The sequence below is a fragment of the Actinomycetospora termitidis genome, assembly GCF_030286555.1.
Classification (GTDB): Bacteria; Actinomycetota; Actinomycetes; order Mycobacteriales; family Pseudonocardiaceae; genus Actinomycetospora; species Actinomycetospora termitidis.
This window is the reverse complement of record NZ_JASVWF010000002.1, coordinates 241,773-260,225: the sequence shown is the minus strand read 5'-3', so window position 1 is coordinate 260,225 and position 18,453 is coordinate 241,773. Positions and strand designations below refer to the sequence as shown.

General features: G+C 70.1%; 20 protein-coding genes and 1 pseudogene. 11 read left to right on the top strand and 10 right to left on the bottom strand.

Annotation, left to right across the window (positions count from 1 at the left end):
• Nucleotides 1-22 precede the first annotated feature (22 nt).
• The 3 genes from QRT03_RS09145 to QRT03_RS09135 are packed head-to-tail and all read left to right on the top strand — an operon-like array spanning nucleotide 23 to nucleotide 1,668.
• Complete coding sequence (locus QRT03_RS09145; protein WP_286052366.1) at nucleotides 23-1,096, top strand: hypothetical protein; 1,074 nt, start codon at nucleotides 23-25, stop codon at nucleotides 1,094-1,096.
• 30 nt (nucleotides 1,097-1,126) lie between these two features.
• Entirely contained in the window at nucleotides 1,127-1,516 is a 390-nt protein-coding gene (locus tag QRT03_RS09140; protein ID WP_286052365.1) for an ester cyclase, read from the top strand.
• An 11-nt stretch (nucleotides 1,517-1,527) separates the two neighbouring features.
• Entirely contained in the window at nucleotides 1,528-1,668 is a 141-nt protein-coding gene (locus tag QRT03_RS09135) for a hypothetical protein (RefSeq protein ID WP_286052364.1), read from the top strand.
• A gap of 104 nt (nucleotides 1,669-1,772) precedes the next feature.
• On the opposite strand, the gene QRT03_RS09130 is transcribed toward QRT03_RS09135, so the two are convergent.
• The 5 genes from QRT03_RS09130 to QRT03_RS09110 form a co-directional block, all read right to left on the bottom strand.
• Nucleotides 1,773-2,213: a GlcG/HbpS family heme-binding protein gene (locus QRT03_RS09130; RefSeq protein WP_286052363.1), complete on the bottom strand. Its 441-nt coding sequence runs from the start codon at nucleotides 2,211-2,213 to the stop codon at nucleotides 1,773-1,775.
• Between the two features lie 26 nt (nucleotides 2,214-2,239).
• Nucleotides 2,240-2,998 carry an SDR family NAD(P)-dependent oxidoreductase gene (locus QRT03_RS09125; protein WP_286052362.1) on the bottom strand — a complete coding sequence of 253 codons (759 nt, stop codon included), beginning with the start codon at nucleotides 2,996-2,998 and terminating at the stop codon, nucleotides 2,240-2,242.
• A 41-nt stretch (nucleotides 2,999-3,039) separates the two neighbouring features.
• Nucleotides 3,040-4,188: an LLM class flavin-dependent oxidoreductase gene (locus QRT03_RS09120; protein WP_286052361.1), complete on the bottom strand. Its 1,149-nt coding sequence runs from the start codon at nucleotides 4,186-4,188 to the stop codon at nucleotides 3,040-3,042.
• Between the two features lie 213 nt (nucleotides 4,189-4,401).
• Nucleotides 4,402-4,890 (bottom strand): flavin reductase family protein, encoded by a 489-nt coding sequence (locus QRT03_RS09115; protein ID WP_286052360.1) that lies wholly within the window; start codon nucleotides 4,888-4,890, stop codon nucleotides 4,402-4,404.
• Between the two features lie 44 nt (nucleotides 4,891-4,934).
• On the bottom strand, nucleotides 4,935-5,732 hold the full coding sequence (locus QRT03_RS09110) for a GntR family transcriptional regulator (RefSeq protein ID WP_286052359.1): 798 nt from the start codon (nucleotides 5,730-5,732) through the stop codon (nucleotides 4,935-4,937).
• 171 nt (nucleotides 5,733-5,903) lie between these two features.
• Between QRT03_RS09110 and QRT03_RS09105 the strand changes: the two genes are divergently transcribed.
• Nucleotides 5,904-6,884, top strand: coding sequence for an AraC family transcriptional regulator (locus QRT03_RS09105; protein WP_286052357.1), 981 nt, complete (start codon nucleotides 5,904-5,906; stop codon nucleotides 6,882-6,884).
• A 58-nt stretch (nucleotides 6,885-6,942) separates the two neighbouring features.
• Here QRT03_RS09105 and QRT03_RS09100 read toward each other — a convergent pair whose 3' ends face one another.
• Both QRT03_RS09100 and QRT03_RS09095 read right to left on the bottom strand, forming a co-directional pair.
• Nucleotides 6,943-7,902 carry an aldo/keto reductase gene (locus tag QRT03_RS09100; RefSeq protein WP_286052356.1) on the bottom strand — a complete coding sequence of 320 codons (960 nt, stop codon included), beginning with the start codon at nucleotides 7,900-7,902 and terminating at the stop codon, nucleotides 6,943-6,945.
• Complete coding sequence (locus QRT03_RS09095; RefSeq protein WP_286052355.1) at nucleotides 7,902-8,621, bottom strand: alpha/beta fold hydrolase; 720 nt, start codon at nucleotides 8,619-8,621, stop codon at nucleotides 7,902-7,904. The genes QRT03_RS09100 and QRT03_RS09095 overlap by 1 nt, the downstream gene beginning before the upstream one ends.
• A gap of 179 nt (nucleotides 8,622-8,800) precedes the next feature.
• Between QRT03_RS09095 and QRT03_RS09090 the strand changes: the two genes are divergently transcribed.
• The gene (locus QRT03_RS09090; RefSeq protein ID WP_286052354.1) at nucleotides 8,801-9,406 is read left to right on the top strand and encodes a TetR-like C-terminal domain-containing protein; all 606 of its coding nucleotides are present in this window, start codon (nucleotides 8,801-8,803) and stop codon (nucleotides 9,404-9,406) included.
• A 41-nt stretch (nucleotides 9,407-9,447) separates the two neighbouring features.
• Here QRT03_RS09090 and QRT03_RS09085 read toward each other — a convergent pair whose 3' ends face one another.
• Together QRT03_RS09085 and QRT03_RS32165 are read right to left on the bottom strand one after the other, a co-directional pair.
• On the bottom strand, nucleotides 9,448-11,190 hold the full coding sequence (locus QRT03_RS09085; protein WP_286052353.1) for a hypothetical protein: 1,743 nt from the start codon (nucleotides 11,188-11,190) through the stop codon (nucleotides 9,448-9,450).
• Between the two features lie 165 nt (nucleotides 11,191-11,355).
• A pseudogene (locus tag QRT03_RS32165) lies at nucleotides 11,356-11,478 on the bottom strand (DUF4236 domain-containing protein); the annotation flags it as partial.
• Nucleotides 11,479-11,586: 108 nt separating this feature from the next.
• On the opposite strand from QRT03_RS32165, the gene QRT03_RS09080 reads away from it, so the two are divergent.
• Entirely contained in the window at nucleotides 11,587-12,480 is an 894-nt protein-coding gene (locus tag QRT03_RS09080; protein WP_286052352.1) for a hypothetical protein, read from the top strand.
• Entirely contained in the window at nucleotides 12,477-13,031 is a 555-nt protein-coding gene (locus QRT03_RS09075; protein WP_286052351.1) for a class F sortase, read from the top strand. The genes QRT03_RS09080 and QRT03_RS09075 overlap by 4 nt, the downstream gene beginning before the upstream one ends.
• Before the next feature lie 359 nt (nucleotides 13,032-13,390).
• On the opposite strand, the gene QRT03_RS09070 is transcribed toward QRT03_RS09075, so the two are convergent.
• Entirely contained in the window at nucleotides 13,391-14,047 is a 657-nt protein-coding gene (locus QRT03_RS09070) for a GntR family transcriptional regulator (RefSeq protein ID WP_286052350.1), read from the bottom strand.
• Nucleotides 14,048-14,205: 158 nt separating this feature from the next.
• Between QRT03_RS09070 and QRT03_RS09065 the strand changes: the two genes are divergently transcribed.
• From QRT03_RS09065 to QRT03_RS09050, 4 genes are read left to right on the top strand one after another with little or no spacing between them, the layout of a single operon-like run.
• Nucleotides 14,206-15,366: an LLM class flavin-dependent oxidoreductase gene (locus tag QRT03_RS09065; protein ID WP_286052348.1), complete on the top strand. Its 1,161-nt coding sequence runs from the start codon at nucleotides 14,206-14,208 to the stop codon at nucleotides 15,364-15,366.
• Nucleotides 15,363-16,730, top strand: coding sequence for an MFS transporter (locus tag QRT03_RS09060; protein WP_286052347.1), 1,368 nt, complete (start codon nucleotides 15,363-15,365; stop codon nucleotides 16,728-16,730). Before QRT03_RS09065 ends, QRT03_RS09060 begins: the two co-directional genes overlap by 4 nt.
• A gap of 26 nt (nucleotides 16,731-16,756) precedes the next feature.
• Nucleotides 16,757-17,587, top strand: coding sequence for a mycofactocin-coupled SDR family oxidoreductase (locus tag QRT03_RS09055; protein WP_286052346.1), 831 nt, complete (start codon nucleotides 16,757-16,759; stop codon nucleotides 17,585-17,587).
• A 1-nt stretch (nucleotide 17,588) separates the two neighbouring features.
• A complete protein-coding gene (locus QRT03_RS09050) occupies nucleotides 17,589-18,428 on the top strand; it encodes a mycofactocin-coupled SDR family oxidoreductase (protein ID WP_286052344.1) in 840 nt (279 codons plus the stop codon).
• The last annotated feature ends 25 nt before the right edge of the window (nucleotides 18,429-18,453 follow it).

Sequence of the window (18,453 nt, the reverse complement as noted above, 5' to 3'; positions counted from 1 at the left end):
ACACCGGACGAGGGAGGACGGCATGACCGGACGCGTGACGAGCGACCTGCTGCTGGTGGGCAGCCTGCCGACGCCGTCGGCCGAGGAGGCCTTCCGGGCCGGCGCGGGCCTCGTCGGGAACCTCGTTCCCGCCCTTCCCGACGGCGAGGCGGGTCCGCTGGGTGCGTGGGTGGGCTTCGACCGGACCCGGTTGCTCGAGCCGCACCCGGACATCGAGGTCCTCGAGCCGACCGCCTCCCCCACCGGCCGCGCCCGGCACGCCTACGAGACCGCGCGGCTGACCGTCCGCGACGGCGTGGACGCCCTGCGCTTCGACGCGTGGCCGCGGGTGCCGGTGATGCTGGAGTCGTACGCGCTGTTCACGCGGCTCCGCGACGAGGGCGTGATCGGGGTCCACCAGCGGTTCCAGGTCAACTTCCCGTTCCCGTCGAGCGTGTTCACCGGGGCCTTCAAGGACCACTACGCCCGCGACTGGGCGATCGTCGGGCCGGCCTTGGAGAACCTGACCCGGCGCTCGATCGACGAGGTCCTCGCCGCGATCCCCGCCCACGACCTCGCCCTGCAGTTCGACCTGGCCTACGAGGTGCTGGACAACGAGCAGGTCCTGGGGTGGACCGAGGGCGGTCCGGACGGCGCGTGGGACCGGTTCGCGGGCCCGTGGTCGCGGCTCGCGCCGCACGTGCCCGACGAGGTCCTGCTCGGCCTGCACCTCTGCTACGGCACGTTCCCCGAGTGGCCCATGTTCGAGGCCCGGGACATGGGGCTGCTCGTGCGCATGGCGAACCACGCCGCGGCGCACGCCGGCCGTCCGCTCGACTGGCTGCACCTCGCCGGGCCGCGCTACCTGCGCAGCGAGGACGAGGCGTTCTTCGCCCCGCTCGCCGGTCTGCACGTCCCGGACACCCGGGTGTTCCTGGGCATCGTCCTGCCGATCGACGGCGCACCCGGCCTCCGTCGGCGTCGCGCCACCGCGTCGCGCTTCCTCGACGACTTCGGCGTCGCGATGTACTGCGGCTTCGGGCGCCAACCCGGCCAGGACCCGGCCGAGACCCTCCGCGAGCACGCCGAGGTGGTGTCGGGCAGCGCGAGCCGCTGACCGACCGCTGCACCAGGAGAGGTGTGCCCCGTGCACGGCAGCTCGATCGACGCGCGGTACCGGGCGTATCTCGCCTGTCTGAACGACCGCCGGTTCGACGATCTCGGTGAGCACCTGCTGGACCCCGTCGTGCACAACGATCGACACCTGCGCGTCGCGGAGTTCGCCGATCTGCTGCGGCGCGACGTCGACGAGATCCCGGACCTGCACTACGACGCCGAGCTGGTGCTCGTCGACGGTGACCACGTGGCATGCCGGATCCGCTTCGACTGCACCCCGACGGGCTTCCGGGGTCTCCCGCCCGCGAAGGAGAAGATCTCCTTCGTCGAGCACGTGTTCTACGAGTACCGGGCCGGGCGGATCGCGCGGATCTGGTCCCTGATCGACATGGACGGGATCCGCGCCCAGCTCGCCCGCTGAGGTCGACGCCGTTGCGGCTCCTGCGGCTGGTCCTCACCGCCGGGGCCGTCGACCCGCCCGTGGCCCGACGGCTGGTCCGCCTCGCGCGAACCGCACGCTCCCACCTCGACAACGTCATCGTCTACGCCGACCTCACGGGAACCCGCGCCTGAGTCTGTCGGCCCTCCGACTCGGAAGTGCTCACTCACGCCGGCCGGCCGGCCGGCCGGGGCGTGTTTCCCCGGCCGGCCGACGACTCGCCGAGCCGTCTCCGTCGTCAGGACGCGCCGGACACGCCCAGTGCCTCGAGCGCTCCGGACGCGACCTGCATGTCGTGGGTGTAGTGCCCGCCGCTGACCCCGATGCCACCCACCATCTCGCCGTCGACCGTGACGGGATACCCGCCTCCGAAGGTGACCAGCCGGTCGGTGTGCACGATCGACAGGCGCAGCGGCTCGTCCTCCTTGATGAACTCGTGCCACGCGTCGGTGCTGATCCCGAACGCCGCTGCGGTGTAGGCCTTGTTCTGTGCGATCTCGACGGACAGGAGCGGGGCACCGTCCATCCGTCGGAAGGCCTTGAGGGTGCCGTCGTGGTCGACGACGGAGATGACCATGGGCACTCCGATCTCGGCCGCCTTCGCCGCCGCGGCGTCGATGAGTTCCTGGGCGAATTCGGCGGTGATGGACCGAACGGTGCGGGCTCGGGTGGCGCTCATGTCTCGTCCTCTCGATGCTGAGATGGTCACTGGACCGACCAGCCGCCGTCGATCGGGATGACGGCGCCGGTCATGAAGGTGGACTCGTCGCTGGCGAGATAGACGGCGAGCCCGACGATCTCGTCGGCCCGTCCGAGGCGCCCGGTCAGGTGCCCCTGCTCGAAACCCCGCCAGATCTCGTCCCGGTCCGGCAGGTCGCTGATGAAGTTGCGTGGCATCTGCGTGTCGATCACGCCGGGGCAGATGGCGTTGACCCGGATCTTCCACGGCGCGAGGTCGACCGCCGCGACCTTGGAGAACATCGCCAGGCCGCCCTTGGCGGCACCGTAGGCAGCCATGTTCGCGAAGGCGACGAGACCGCCGACCGAGGACACGTTGATGATCGACCCGCCCTGGTCCTGCATGAGCGGGACGACCGCCTTGGTCAGCAGGAAGACGCTCTTCAGGTCGATGTCGTGAATCCGGTCCCACTCCTCCTCGGTGGTCTCCATCAGGGGCTTCCCGAGGATGATCCCGTGGTTGTTGTACAGGGCGTCCACGCGTCCGAGACGATCCCTCGCGGCCGCGGCGACCCGATCGGCGTCCTCCCCGCGGGAGGCGTCCGCGACGATGGTGGAGAACCGGTCCCGGTCCTCGATCTTCTCCTCGAGGGTCGCGAGGGATTCGCCGTCGATGTCGACGCCGAGTACGTTCGCACCCTCGGCCAGGAAAGCGTGGCAGGCCGCCTGCCCCTGCCCGCCTGCCGCTCCTGTGATGACGATGTTCTTACCGCTGAGTCGTGTCATGGCTGGGTCCTCCAGGGCATTTCGCGCGGGTCGGTGAGATGTCAGTGGCGGAGGCCGGCCTCACGGAGCAGCGGCATGACCGCTTCTCCGAAGTGGTCGAGTTCCTCGTTGTAGTCCAGGAAGCCCATGATGGTGCCTTCCATCCCGGCGTCCGAGATCTTCTGGAATCCGTCCACGACCTGCTCGGGGGTTCCGACCAAGGGCATTCCGCCCCACCCGGCGATGAAACGCTCCTGGAATCGTTCGAGCTGGTCGCCGAAGGACTGGCTCTCGAGGCCGAGGATGCCCATGAGGTTGCGGGCGCCCGGCCAGTCGCCGTCGTCGATGATCCGCTGGTGGTCGCGCTTGGCCTCGGCCTCGGTGTCGCGGCACACGACCAGCCCGTAGGTCATCGTCGAGATCTGCCGCTGGTAGTCCTCGCGCGCCTTGCGCTTCAGCTCTCTCGTGTAGTCGGGCATCTTCTCGATGTCGAGCGAGGCGAAGTTGATGTCGACGTACTTCGCGGAGAAGTCGGTGCCGGACTTCGAGTTGCCGGCGTTGATGAGGACCGGCCTGGGGTTCTGGATCGGCTTGGGCTCGGACTCCAGCGCCTTGGCCTGGAAGTACTTCCCGTCGAAGTCGAACTCGCCCTCGGCGGTCCAGAGCCGCTCGACGAGCTCGAGCCATTCCCCGCCGTAGACGTAGCGCTCGTCGTGCTCGAGCTGCTCGGGGTTGAACATCCCCATCTCCGGGGTGAACCAGCCCATCACGAGGTTCATCCCGAAGCGGCCGTTCGCGATGTGGTCGTTGGTGACCGCCATGTTCGCGGCGACGACGGGGTGCACCGTCGGGATGTGCGTGGTGGTGAAGACGGTGATCTGCTCGGTGCACTCGGCGATGCCGGCGGCCCAGGTGAAGGTCTCGAAGTTCGTGCCGTTGAAGTTGACGTTGCCGCCGAAGCCCTTCCAGCGGGCGACCGGGACCATCGCCTCCATCCCGAGCCTGTCGGCCTTCTGCGCGATCGAGCGCGTGTGCTCCCAGGTGACCTCGTAGGTCGTCGGCGCGTCGGTCATGCACAGACCGCCGGAACAGTTCGAGCCGAACAGACCGAGCTTCATCGTCTGGTCGTTGAAGATCGACGGTCTGCCGGTCTCGCGCGGATGCTCGAGCGGAATCTGCTGCTCGCGACCCCGAGTCATCGTCTCGGCCATGAATATTCCTCCGTCATCTGCGACGCGTACCCGCGACATCTGTGATCACCTGCGCCGCGACGCCCTCCCGCACCGTGATCGGGACCACTGTATGAATTGCTTCCGAGTCGCTGAAATCCGCGATGCGCAGTCGTCTGTCCGATCCACGCGCCCCGCCGGCGTGCCGGCGGCGTCGGTCGTCGGGCCCGCAGCGCGCCGTCGAGACGGAGACGGTCAGGCCTCGTGCACGTCGGCCCGGCGGGCGTAACGGCCCCGGTGGAACAGCAGCGGACCACGAGCGGAGTCGGCCGCGAGATCGACCACGGCGGCGATCACCACGAGGTGGTCCCCACCCGGGTGGACCTGCTCGATCTCGCAGTCGATCGACGCGCACGCCCCCTCGAGGACCGGGACGCCCGTCGAGGAGGTCGTCCACGCGACTCCGCTGAACTTGTCGGATCCCGACCGCGCGAAGCGGGTGCTGAGACCCCCCTGGTGCTCGGCGAGCACGTTGATGCAGAACCGGCCCGTGTCCGCGATCCGTGGCCAGCTCGTGGACGACAGGCTCGGGAGCAGCACCACCAGCGGCGGATCCAACGACAGCGAGGAGAACGACTGACAGGTGAACCCGACCGGTTCACCCTTCGCGATGCCGGTGACGATCGTGACCCCCGAAGGGAAATGCCCGAGGACCGCGCGGAACCGGTCGGCGTCGATCGACATCAGTGCAACCCCCGGATCCACGTTGATTCCTGCTCCGGACGACGCTAGGGAACGCCTTGGCCACGGCCCCATCCTTCTCGCGCACGGTCGCGGTCGATCTGCGCAGTTCCCCTGGTGGACGGGGCGGGAGCGTCACTGGCGCTCCGGGCAGCGGCGTGGCGAGCGGCCAGGATGTGCGAGCGCATCGCCGACTCGGCCAGCGGAGCATCGTGGCGCTCGATGCCGAGCACGATGTCGTGGTGACCGACCATGCTCCGGGTCAGGTCGGCGTCGGTGTAGTGGTGGAAGACCTGCCCGATCCGCGCCTCCGAGGACAAGGAGCGCAGCAACACCGTGAGCCGTGGGCTACCCGCGGCTGTGAGCACCGCCCGGTGCAGGACGCCGTTGGCCTCGGTCACGGCGTCGACCGCACCGCGCGCCGCCGCGTCGCCGCCGCGGCCCCGAGCGCGCAGGTCGACGAGCTCCCGGGCTGCCTGCTCGAACCGCTCGGCCGACTCCCACAGCCCTTGGACCTCCTCGTCCGAGGCCCGGATCGCGGCCAGCCGGGCACCCTCGCCCTCGAGGACCGCCCGGATCGAGTAGACCTCGTCGACGTCGCGCATCGTCCAGGGCAGGACCCGCGCTCCCCGGTGGCGGACGATCTCCACCAGCCCCTCGGCGGCGAGGGCGTTCAGGGCCTCACGCACCGGCGTACGGCTGACCCCGAGCTGCTCGGCGAGGGCCCCCTCGCGCACCCACCACCCCGGCGCGAGCACACCGCCGACGATGTCCTCCCGGATGCGGCGATAGGCGGTCGACCGGGCCCCCGCCTCCTCGTCCGGGTGCGGATGCGTTCCGGTCATGAGTCCCATGATTGCATGCGACCTGTCGTCCACCACCCGAGGTCGTGCCCTAACTAGCGAGCGGACGCCGGTCGATTGCGTCGCGATTGCATACGTATCACTGTGCCCCAGGACACTCGGGGTTGAGTGGGAGGCGGCGGCGTGACGGCACTGTGCACGATGGAACGACCCGTGGCGGGAGTCGCCGAACCGCTCGCGCAGTACCCCGTCATGAACACGGCCGACGTCGACGAGGCCCGGCACGTCATCACCGAGGTCTACGTCCCGCACGAGCTCGACTCGGCAGGCGGGCGACCGCTCGACGCCCGCCTGAACAGCGTCGCCTCCGAACGGCTCACGCTCGGATACCTGGTCTACGGCGCCGAGGCCTCGCTGGACCTGCCGCCGCTCGAGCGCTGCTACCACGTCAACCTCACCTTGCGCGGCCGCACCGAGGTCACCCGCCGGGCCGGCAAGGACCATGTGATCACCGAGGGCGGGCGCAGCGGAGCCGTGCTGTTGCCCGGGGAGGCATCCACCGTCAGATGGGCCCCGGAGGCCGCCCAGTTCGCCATGAAGTTCCCCCGTGGACCGCTCGAGGAGCACCTCGGTGGACTGCTCGGCCGCTCCGTGCACCACCCGGTGGCGTTCGACGTCTCCATGGACCTCAGCACGGGGCCCGGAGCCGCCCTCATGGCCGCGGTGCGCCTCCTGCAGACCGAGGTCGACCGTCCGGGCGGGATGGCGTTGCTGGCACGCGCCCAGCTCGAGACCTACGTGATGACGGCGCTGCTCTTCGGGGTGCCCCATCAGTACTCCGACGCGCTGCGCACCCCGCGCGCCGAGGACCGCCCGACGATCATGCGCCGGTCCATCGACTACATCGAGGCCCACGCGCACGAGGCGATGAGCGTCCCCCAGCTCGCCCGGCACGTCGGTGTGTCCACCCGCACCCTGCAGGTCACCTTCGCCCGCAACCTGGGCGTCAGCCCCAGCGAGTACATCCGCGACACACGACTCTCGCGCGTGCATGCCGAGCTGGCCGCCGCCCACCCCGGCGACACCTCGGTGACCGCGCGGGCCGCGGCGTGGGGCTTCCTCCACCCGGGGCGGTTCTCGGAGCAGTACCGCCACAAGTACGGCGAACTCCCGTCGGAGACGCTGCGCCGCTGACGTCCGCCCTCGCGGGCCCTGGTGGTTCGCCCGACGTCGCCGGCCCGCGGCACGCCCGTCAGCCGACGCCGTAGCGCTCGCCGTGCACCAGGTCGGCCAGGGGTGCGAGGGCGTCCCGCGCCTCGGCGTCGAGGTCAACGCCGAGAGCGGCGACGTTGCGCTCGACGTTGTCCGGGTTCGTGGTGCCGGGGATCGCGACGATCTCGATCCCCAGCCGCTGCCGTTGGGCGTACACCCAGCTGATCGCGACCTGCGCCGGGGAGGCACCGAGCCGCGTCGCGATCCGGCGGACCTCCGCGGCGAGGGCCTCGTTGGCGTCACCGGCCGCCCCGACGAAGCGGGCGTTGCGCGCCCGGAAGTCGGTCGGGGTCAACGCCGTGCGGTCGAGCTCTCCGGTGAGGAAGCCACGACCCAGGGGTGAGAACGCCACCAGCCCGATCCCCAGGTCGGCGAGCACCGGGGCGGTCGCCTCGACCTCGCGGGTCCACAGGGAGTACTCGCTCTGCATGACGGCGATCGGGTGGACCGCGTGTGCGCGCTGCAGCAGTCCGGCGTCGAACTCCGACACCCCGAGGTGGCGGACCTTGCCGGCGTCGACGAGCTCCGCCATCGCGCCGATCGTCTCCTCGACCTCCACGTCGGACGGAGGCCGGTGGACGTAGTACAGATCGATCTCGTCGACGCCGAGCCGGAGCAGTGACGCGTCGCAGGAGGCTCGGACGTAGCCGGCCTCGCCCCGCGCCCACTGCCCGTCCCGACCGAGGCTGCGGTCGATGCCGAACTTCGTCGCGATCTGCACGCCGTCCCGACGACCGTGCAACGCCCGGCCCAGCAGCACCTCGTTGTGCCCGCGACCGTAGATATCCGCGGTGTCGAACAGCGTCACCCCGAGGTCCAGTGCCCGGTGGATCGTCGCGACCGACCGGTCCCAGTCGGCAGGCCCGTAGGTCCCGCTCATCCCCATGCAGCCGAGACCGATCGGGCCGACTCGCAGGCCGGTGCCCCCGGGCGCCGTCATCACCCCTGCTCCACGAACTCGGTGATCAGCTCCGCGAGCCGTCGGGGAGCTTCGAGCGGGACGCTGTGGCCGCACGCCACCGTGACCACCCGGTGGTGCGCGAGGTGAGGGAGTGTGAGCTCGGTCTGCATCTCCAGGCCCCAGGTGGGATCGAGGTCGGCGACGACGACGAGGGCCTCGGTCTCCACCGGCGCGGCGCGCTCGACCCAGTCCTCGTAGGTGCCGCTGTCGAGCCACCATTCCCAGGCGGTCCGGCTGGTCGCGAGGAAGTCCTCGACCGTGCGGCGCCGTTGCTCGTCGGTGATCGGCGTGGCGACCCGTGCGTCGACGAAGGCCTCGGCGTCGGCCCGGTCGAGGGGCATCTCCCGCAGCTCCCGCCGGAACTCCGTACCACCGACCTCCGTGCCGAGGGGCGTCGGGGTGATCAGGACCGTCTTCTCCGGCGGCTCGGACAGTCCCAGGTCCTTCCCGGCGTGGCCGGCCAGGATCTGCATGACCTTGCCGGTCATCGAGTGACCGACGAGCACGTAGCGCGTCAGCTCCAGCTCCCGGATCGTGTCGGCGACACGGCGGCACATCAGCTCGATCGACAACCCGTCGGTGTCGTCCGCGGCCTCGCCGAACCCCGGCATGTCGAGCGCGACCGTCCGGTACCTCGCCGACAGCAGCTCCGCGGCTTCAGTCCACTCCCGGCGGGCGAAGGCGAACGAGTGGGACATCACCAGAGTCGGTCCTGCCGTCGATTCCCGTGCGACGGCGGGCCGATCCGTGAGAGGGAGCACGATGACCTCCATTTAGTTACGGTACGTTTCGTAACGTAAAGGAGGTGGAGGTGGTCGGCAAGTGCGACTGCCTACGCTCGGCACCCGAAGGCGGCGCCGCATCGATGGGAGCAGGCATGGGAGACGGAGCGGGCCGCGCCGTCGGCCGGCGTCCGCCCGGCCGCCCCCGCGACGAGCGCCTCGAGGACGCGGTCCTCGACACCGCGCACGCGCTGCTGCTCGAGGGCGGCCTCGACGCCTGCACCATCGAGGCGGTCAGCCGCCGCAGCGGCATCGGCAAGCCCGCGATCTACCGGCGATGGCCCCACCGGACCGCCCTGGCCGTCGATGCCTTCGCCCGCCGGGTCGACACCGCGGTCCGCCCGGTCGACACCGGGGACGCCGTCGAGGACCTCGTCGCGCTGGCCGGCCGGCTCGCCGAGCACTACCGCGAACGCGAAGGAATCGTATACGCCGAACTGCTCGCCGTGGCCGTCCGGGAACCGGACCTCGCCGAGATGCTGGCCGACCGGTTCTTCGCCGTCCGCCGCCACGACGTCCGCGAGCTCTGGCAGGCCGGGATCGACCGCGGCCAACTCGCCGCCGACGTCGACCCCGACGACGGGATCGACCTCCTCTTCGGACCCGCCGTCATGCGCCTGGTCCTCGCCGCCGGGACCATCGACCCGCCGACGGCCCGACGACTGGCCCGCCTCGCGCTACGCGGCGTCGCCCAGCGGTGACGAGCACGCGACACCCGACAGCCCCTTCGATCAGGGTCTGCTCAGGACGCGGGAGCAACGGCTCGTCCGCCGGGCGATGTCGACGCAGCGGATGCCTTCGGCATCCGGAGTTCGATCTGGAAACCGCGGTGCCCGTGGGTGACCAGTGACTCGCAGCTGGGCGGGCCGCTGGTCGACTCGGCTGCGACGACCAGTGAGCGGTAGCGCGCGCTCATGGCCGCCGTCAGCTCGCCGACCCGCCTGCCGTCGATCCGCACCTCGATGGCGTAGTCGCCGGCGTACTTCCCCGCGCTGACCGAGGACGAGGACACAGTGGCGAGCAGACGGGTACGTCCGGGGCCGCCGTGGTGGTGGGCGGCGAGGACCTCCTGGTGGTGCTCCTCTCGGGTCACGGTCACATCCCGCTCTGCGGGGAGGACGTCATGGTCGTCCGGGAGGTTCTCGATGAGCAGCTCGTCGGGACCGGCCAGGTGCAGGTACAGGCCGTAGGGGTTCGGGCCTCCGCCCGTGATGCGTCCCGGGCAGGTCCCGACGAGGCCGGACGCTTCGAGCCGCAGGAGATGGGGTTGGTAGAGCGCGGCATCCTCCCGCGAGAGGTAGCCGATGCACCTGCTGCCGCCGTCGATCAGGACGTCGACACGTACTGCCCGCGAGTCGTGGCGGTTGGCAGGCTCCGCGACGAGCAGGACCGGGACCTCGGGGAGTGCATCCCAGTCATAGCCGAGGGTCGCTCCGCGGGCCACCCGCACGAGGGGCTCCTGGTAGTGCTTCTCCCCCACCACGCTCACCCGCCCGTCGGCCGACAGCCGTCGACGCCGAAGCACCGGCCGGCGGTGCTGCGCGAGCACCGCGTCGAGGTCGACGGACTCCCCGGCACCCCGATGCCTCCCCGACGAAGACGGGGTCGAAGGCGCGGGCGCGGGCCGGCCGATCGGAGCCCATGCGGGACGCGGCGGTACAGGCTGCCTGGGTGGCGGCGCGGCCCGGGTGGGACGTAGCTGTGTTGGCATCACCCTCGGGGCCGCCATCTCCACGAGCCCGTCGTGCAGTGCTCCGCCGGCAGCCGGTGTGGAGAAGTCCAGCACAGCGCTGTAGCCGTTCGGAGAGTCGAGCGTCAGTCGGCCGTACTCGAGGACCGGGAGCTGCCGGTTGTCCTTGAAGCGTCGATCCGGACCGCCGGACTTGTTCACGAAGCGCCACGTGTAGTCGACGACGCGACCGTCGGACGGTACGGCGCCGGACTCGATGAAGCGCTGAAGGCGGTGATCGACGCGCAGATTCACGTAGGGCACGTCCGCGTACCGACGACCGTCACGGACGAGGATGCGGTCGGGCAGGAAATGCAGCGATCGCCGTGAGGTACTGAGCGTGGGCACGGCGATGTTGGCCCGCAGATGCCGGGGACCGTCGATCGTGCGGCTCACCGCGAGCCGGTCCACCACCGCCGACGCGCCGGCGTTGACCTTGTGCTGGTAGGTGGTGGTGACGGCGCCGGCCGCGACCACGTGCCAGGCCATGCGACTCCGTCCGGCTTCGGTGAAGGAGTCGACGAGGTGCTGGTAGTGCCGCGCTTCCTGGTCCTGGACGTCGTAGAACACGACGACGGTGCGCCGGATCGTGTCCTTCCAGGCGACCCACAGGGTCAGCGGCAGCCCGACGAGCAGCAGGAACGGCATGAGCACGCAGCTGACGAGGCTCGCGACGAGCACCCAGGGCCACCAGAGGGGCGAACCGGCCGCGTCGTTGAGCTGGCGCACGAGGTCACTGGCGTCGGTCTGCGACATCTCCGAGGTCGTCGCACCCGTCACGTCCGACAGGACCACGTCACTCGGCCGCAGCAGCGACGGTGGCGCAGGCGGGCTCGAGAACGGCGACGCTGCCGAGGTCGCACTTCTGGTTCGTCGAGCGGCCGCCCGGTACGTGACGGCTCCGCCGGCGAGCGACACGTAAGCACCTCGTGGGCCGGCGCCCACCCGCAACCCCGGTACTCCGACCGACGCGCCGATGCCGCGGGACGACAGCGACACCTTCATCGGCCCGAGACCGATGCTCTTGCGCAGGTAGAACGACACCGAGACCTCCCGACGAGCTGCCTGCCGGGAGCGTCGCCGAGATCTCGTTGCTCGTTACCCCGATGACCCGTCCGGACCAGCGGCACGCGCGGACCTGCACGTGTCTCCGTGTCGATTCCGTCGAATCACGTGTCGATGACGGAAAGGTCTGCGCGATGTAACGATGAGGCTCTTCCGGTCGAGGTGGTGATCAGTCGCTGTCTGACCCTGGGGGAAATCTTGTCGGTTCTCGTGCACCGTCGGCTGGTCGCCGGCCTCGGCGCAGCGGTGATGGCCGCTGGGCTCCTGCTCAGCGCCGGGAGTGCTTCCGCGCAGGACAGCAGCGACCCGAAGTGTGTGGCGGTGGCCACCGCGAAGAAGGCCAAGACCACCGCTGAAGCCGCCTACGACGACGCCAAGACCAAGCTCACCAACGCATCGTCGGCGGTGACCGAGGCCGAGTCGGCGGCGAACGCCGCACCGAACGACGCCGATCTGCAGACGAAGTTGACCGCTGCGCGTGCCGCCCACAACCAGGCCATGACGGCCGAGGCCGCGGCCGACTCCACTCGCAAGGGCGCCGCGATGAACCTCTCCCAGGCCGTGGACGCGGCGGTGAAGGCCGGCCTCGACTGCGACGGCACCAACCCGCCCAAGACACCGGTCGAGGTCACCGACCCGCCGAAGACCCCGCCGTCCCCCGCCAAGCCCGACAACGGAGGCGGCAACCGGCCGGGCGGCCCGGGGAAGCCCGCGGGACCGGACCTGAACTGCCGCGACTTCGTCTCTCGCCCCGCCGCCCAGGCCGTGCTCGATGCCGACCGCTCCGATCCGTACCGCCTCGATGCCGACCACGACGGCTACGCGTGCGAGGACTTCTTCGGCGAGCCCTCCGAGGACCCCGACGTCGACCACGACGTCACCGTCGACCACACCGACGACGACGACAGCGATGCCGACACCTCCGGCGACCAGGTCACCGTCGTCCCCGAGGGCTCGGCCGACACCGGCTCGGCCCTGTGAAGCGAACCGCCGCGCTGCTCGCCGGCCTGCTCCTGTGCACCCTCACCGCTGCATGCGGCAGTGGTGAGCAACCAGGAGGCGCAGCCGCGGCCGTCGAGCGCGGACTGTCGATCACGATCCCGTCGATCGGTGTCCAATCCTCCCTCATCCCGCTCGGGCTCAACGAGGACCGCACCGTCGCCACCCCGCCGCTGAGCACACCGATGCAGGCCGGGCTGTACGTCAACGGCCCCGCCCCGGGCGACCCCGGGCCCGCCGTCGTTCTCGGCCACATCAACGGCGGCGGCCAGGAAGGAGTGTTCTCCCGCCTCGCTCAGGTCAAAGCCGGAGACGAGGTCGACGTCGCCAAGACCGATGGCACGACCGCGACCTTCACCATCCGCGAAGTCACCCGCGCGCCGAAGGACGCCTTCCCCACCGCGAAGGTGTACTCCGACACCCCCAATCCACAGCTGCGCCTGATCACCTGCGGAGGCGCGCTCGACCGAACCGCGCGCTCCTACGTAGACAACGTCATCGTCTACGCCGACCTCACGGGTACCCGCGCCTGAGCTCACCGGGTTCCTACGCGCGCCAAGTTCGTGGCGCAATCACTAGTCATCCGCGACCGCCAGATGATGAAAGTCGGCTGCAGCCGAGTAGTGCCTTCAGGTCTCTCAGCTGAACCGAACCACCACAGCGCAATTTCGCTCAGATTGCGCGGAGCTGCGTCGTCCGCGGCAGCGCGTTCCACCGGCTCGATGTCGTCCACGGTCGTCACCGTCACCTGATGCGTCTCTGAGCGGGCCCAGCACGAGCTGACACGAGCTGAGGGGTTTCCTTCCGCTGCTTGCTGCACAGGCCCTCGGTGGTGGTTCTCAAGACCGCGTCGGCAGAGCAGCCAGCCGATACTCGAGTCCAATCCCCGGGGTCAAGCCGTGAAGCGGAAACGACTGACGCGGCCGGCGACGAGGTCCTGGGTGCCGGAGCGGTGCTCGTCACAGGCCGACAGGACCGCACCGAGGTCACGGGCTCGGAGCGCCTCGAGGATGCGGTCGTGCTCGGCGAGCACCCGGGCCTGCGAGCCGGGACCGTTCCAGGATACCGACCGGTAGAAGGTCGACAGGCGCCACAGCCGCGCGATCTCCTCGCGGACGCGGAGCATCGGCGAGTACTCGAACAGCCGGAAGTGGAAGCGCTCGTTGGCGTGGTCGAACTCCTCACGCTGCTCGTCGATGGAGAGCTCCGTGAGGGCTGCATTCAGTTTCTCGAACTCGGCCACGTCCACCTCGGCGAGGTCCACCGTGCGCACCACCTCGGTCTCCAGCAGCCGCCGCATCAGATAGATCTCGTCGAGGTCCTCGCTACTGAACCGCGCGACGGTGTAGCCCGTGTTCGGGCGGTGCACGATCACGCCCTCGGACTCCAGCGTGGACAGCGCCTCTCGGACCGGGATGCGGCTCATCTTCAGCCGTCCCGCGAGGTCCTCCTGCCGCACCTTCTCGCCCGGGAGGAGTTCCCCTGTGAGGATCATCGTCCGCACGGCAGTGGCGCACCGCAGCGCACTACTGACTCGGGTCGCGGTCATCGGTCTCCTCCGACATCGACGGGCGTGACGAGCGTACCGGCGCAGCCTACTAAGCCGTACGCTGTTTTGCATACACTCTTGCATGTACATGGCCCGTCTGCTTGCATCCGACCAAGCCCACCCCGGCGGGCATCAGGCCCCGAGCAGACAGAGGTGTCATGTTCTCTTCTCCTACGCAGATGCGGTTCGGCGTCTTCCTCGGTCCGTACCACCGCCCCGGACTGGACCCGAACCTCGCGCTGCACCGCGACCTCGACCTCGCCGTCCATCTCGACCGGCTCGGGTTCGATGAGATCTGGTTCGGCGAGCACCACTCGGGCGGCGTCGAGACGATCGCCTCCCCCGAGGTGATGATCGCCGCGGCAGCGCAGCGGACCAGCCGGATTCGGCTCGGCACGGGAGTGTCGTCGCTGCCTTACCACCAGCCGTTCATCCTCGCGGATCGGATCGTCCAGCTCGACCACCTGACCCGCGGTCGCATGGCGTTCGGTGTCGGCCCGGGCCAGCTTCTCGAGGACGCGACGATGATCGGTATCGAGCCGTCGACGCAGCGAGCCCGGATGGAGCAGGCCCTCGATGTCATGATGCGGCTCTTCGCAGGCGAGACCGTCACCGCCAAGACCGAGTGGTTCACCCTCCAGGACGCCGTCCTGCAGCTTCCGCGCTACTCAGACTTCGAGGTCGCGGTCACCGGCTCGATCTCGGCCGCGGGCCCCTCGCTGGCCGGCAAGCACGGCGTCAGCCTGCTGTCCCTGGCCGCCACGGACCCGACGGGCACGGACCGGCTCGCCGGGCAGTGGCAGATCGTCGAGGAAGAGGCGGCCCGGTCCGGGCACATCGTGAAGCGGGAGAACTGGCGTCTCCTGGGGCCGATGCACATCGCCGAGACCGTGGAGCAGGCGAAGAAGGACGTCGCTTACGGCATGCCGTGGATTATGAACTACCTCTCCCACATCACCCCCGCCTCGGTCGGGTCGTACGACACCGTCGACGAGCTGGTGGACATGCTCAACGAGACCGGTCGGGGCGTCGTCGGGACCCCGGACATGGCCGTGGCGCAGCTGCTGCGCCTGCAGGAGCGCTCCGGCGGCTTCGGCACGTACCTGTTCCAGGGCTCGGACTATGCCCGCTGGCCCGCCACCCTGCGCAGCTACGAACTGTTCGCCGAGGAGGTCATCCCTCGCATGAACGGACGGATCCACACCATCGAGGCCGCCGTCGAACGGACCCTGTCCTCGGGTACCGCCGGCGCCGACGCCACCCGCCGCTCGCAGGCCGAGGCGACCGCGCAGTACCGCGCCTCGCGGGGCCTGTCGTGACCGCGGTGGGGCCCGACGCCACGGGCTCGGAGAGTCTCGAGCGGCCCGGGACAGGTCCGGCCGAGGCGATCGGTCACCGTAACCGGCCGGGTCGGGCGGCCATCTCGGCGTTCCTCGGCGGCACGCTGGAGTACTACGACTTCTTCATCTACGCCGCCGCGGCCGCGCTCGTCTTCGGCAAGGTGTTCTTCCCCGCGTCGGGCGCCACCTCGACCCTGCTCTCCGTGGCGACACTCGGCGTGGCGTACGTGGCGCGGCCTCTCGGCGCGATTCTGTTCGGTCACATCGGCGACCGGCTCGGCCGGCGCACCAGTCTGATGATGACCCTGGTCCTCATGGGGGGCTCGACGTTCCTCATCGGATGTCTGCCCGGTTACGCGTCGATCGGCATCGCGGCGCCGATTCTCCTGGTCGCCCTGCGGTTGCTGCAGGGGCTGTCTGCGGGTGGCGAATCGCCGGGTGCCAGCTCCCTCAGCGTCGAGCACGCACCCGACCGTCGCCGAGGCTTCTTCGGGAGCTTCGCCATGAGCGGCATCATGTTCGGCATCGTGATCTCGAGCCTGGTGTTCATCCCGATCGCCGCCATGCCCGAGAGCGCGCTCCTCTCCTGGGGCTGGCGGATTCCGTTCTGGCTCAGCATCGTCGTCACCGGCATCGCCTACCTCCTGCGCCGGACCCTGCAGGAGCCGGAGGTGTTCGCGGAGATCCAGGAGGCGGACCGCACCGCGAAGGTGCCCGTCGTCGAGGTCTTCCGCGACCACTGGGTCGTCGTCGTGCGCGTGGCCGTCTCCATGTTGTTCGGCGTGCTCAACACGATCATCAACGTGTACGCGCTGTCCTACGCCACGGAGGAGGCAGGCTTCTCGAAAGGGACCATCCTCTCCGTCATCACGGTCGCGAACGCGGTGGCCGTCGTGACCGCCCCGCTCTACGGGTGGCTCTCCGACCGGGTCGGCCGCAAGCCGGTCTTCGCCCTGGGGACCCTCGGCGCGGGCGCGATGGTGTTCCCCTTCTTCGCTGCGATCGAGTCCGGCGACCTGGTGTGGGTCTACGTCTCGTCGATCGTGCTGATCGGACTGGGCTACTCGGCCCCGAACGCCATCTACGGGGTCTACTTCTCCGAGCAGCTGCCGGTCCGCGTGCGCTACAGCGGCATCGCGATCGGGATCATGATCGGCCTACTCGCGGCCGGCTTCAGCCCGGCCATCGCCACCGTGCTCACCGGGGGCGCCCCCACGAACTGGCTGCCGGTCGCCTGGATGTGCGCGGGATTCGTGATCGCCTCGGCTGTGGCGACCTTGGTCGGCCCGGAGACGTTCCGCATCCCCACACAGCTGCTGGGCCGCAAGGCTGCGCGGCGCTGATCGCCATCACTCGGGAAAGGACAGTCATGGCAGGCAGGATGGCCGGGAAGGTCGCGTTCGTGACCGGAGCCGCCCGCGGGCAGGGACGGGCGCACTGCGTCCGCCTCGCCGAGGAGGGTGCCGACGTGATCGCCGTCGACATCTGCGAGCCCATCCGCGGGGTGCCCTACCCGGGTGCCACCAAGGAGGACCTCGCCGAGACCGCGCGCCTGGTCGAGGCACAGGGTCGGCGGATTCACGCGGCGCAGGTCGATGTCAGAGACCGAGCGGCGCTCGGGGCGGCCGTGGACGCCGGCGTCGCGCAGCTCGGCCGGCTCGACGGCGTGGTGGTCAACCACGGCATCACGATCATGAAGCCGTGGGACCAGGTGACGCCCGAGATCTTCGACGACACCATCGCGATCAACCTCACCGGGGTGTGGAACAGCGTGATGGCCTCCGCTCCGCACGTCGTCGCGAGCGGGGGCGGGTCGATCGTGCTGACCAGCTCGGTCGCCGGCATCAAGGCGCTGCCGTTCCTGGTGCCCTACGTGGCCAGCAAATTCGCGCTGACGGGAATGGCCAAGGCCTTCGCCGCGGAACTGGGCAAGGACGACGTCCGCGTCAACAGCATCCACCCCACCAGCGTCGACACGGCGATGAGCATGCACTCCTCCGCGACGCAGGAGGCGCGCGACGCCATGGACGCGGCGCTCGCGGGCAACCCGCACCTCGGCGGCATGTATGGCAACGCCCTCGGGCTCGAGGTGACCACGGTCGACGACATCGCCAACACGGTGCTCTTCCTGCTCTCGGACGAGTCGCGGGTGGTCACCTCCGTGGCGATGCCGGTCGACGCCGGATGCAGCGCGTACTGACGTGGGACGGCTCGCGGGCAAGGTCGCCCTGGTCACCGGGGCGGCGCGGGGCCAGGGGCGCAGTCACGCGCGGCGTTTCGCGGCCGCAGGGGCCGACGTCGTCCTCGTCGACGCCTGCGCGTCGATGGGGTCGGCCCCCTACGCGGGGAGCACCCCGGCGGACCTCGACCGCACTCGGGAGGAGGTCGCGCTCCTCGGCCGTCGGGTCGTGGCGGCGCAGGTCGACGTCCGGGACGCCGATCTGCTCGTCTCGACGGTGCGCGACGCCGCGGCCGAGCTCGGCGGTCTCGACGTGGTCAGTGTCAACGCGGGGATCGTGTCCTACGGCCGGCTCGCCGAGCTCCCGCGGGAGACCTGGCAGGAGATGATCGACGTCAACCTGACCGGCGCCTTCCACACCGTCCAGGCCACCGTGCCGCTCCTGGTGCAGCAGGGGCGGGGCGGGGCGATCGTCTTCACCAGCTCCACTGCCGGCCTACGCGGGTCGACGACGATCGGCCACTACAGCGCCGCCAAGCACGGCGTCATCGGGTTGGCCCAGACCCTCGCGCTGGAGCTGGCGCCGCACGGGGTGCGGGTCAACGTGGTGTGTCCCAGCAACGTCGACACCCCGATGATCCAGAACGCCCCCACCCTGGCTCGGTTCTTCCCGGACCTCGACGCACCCACCCGAGAGGACGCCGAGCGAGCCGGATCCCCGTACCGCGCGATGCACCCGATGGATTTCCCCTGGGTGGACGCCGAGGACGTCACCGACGCGGTGCTCTTCCTCGCGTCCGACGAGGCCCGGCGCATCTCCGGCGTCGCCCTGCCGATCGACGGTGCACGCCTTGCCCGTTGATCCGCGATCTCCGTACGTGAAAGGT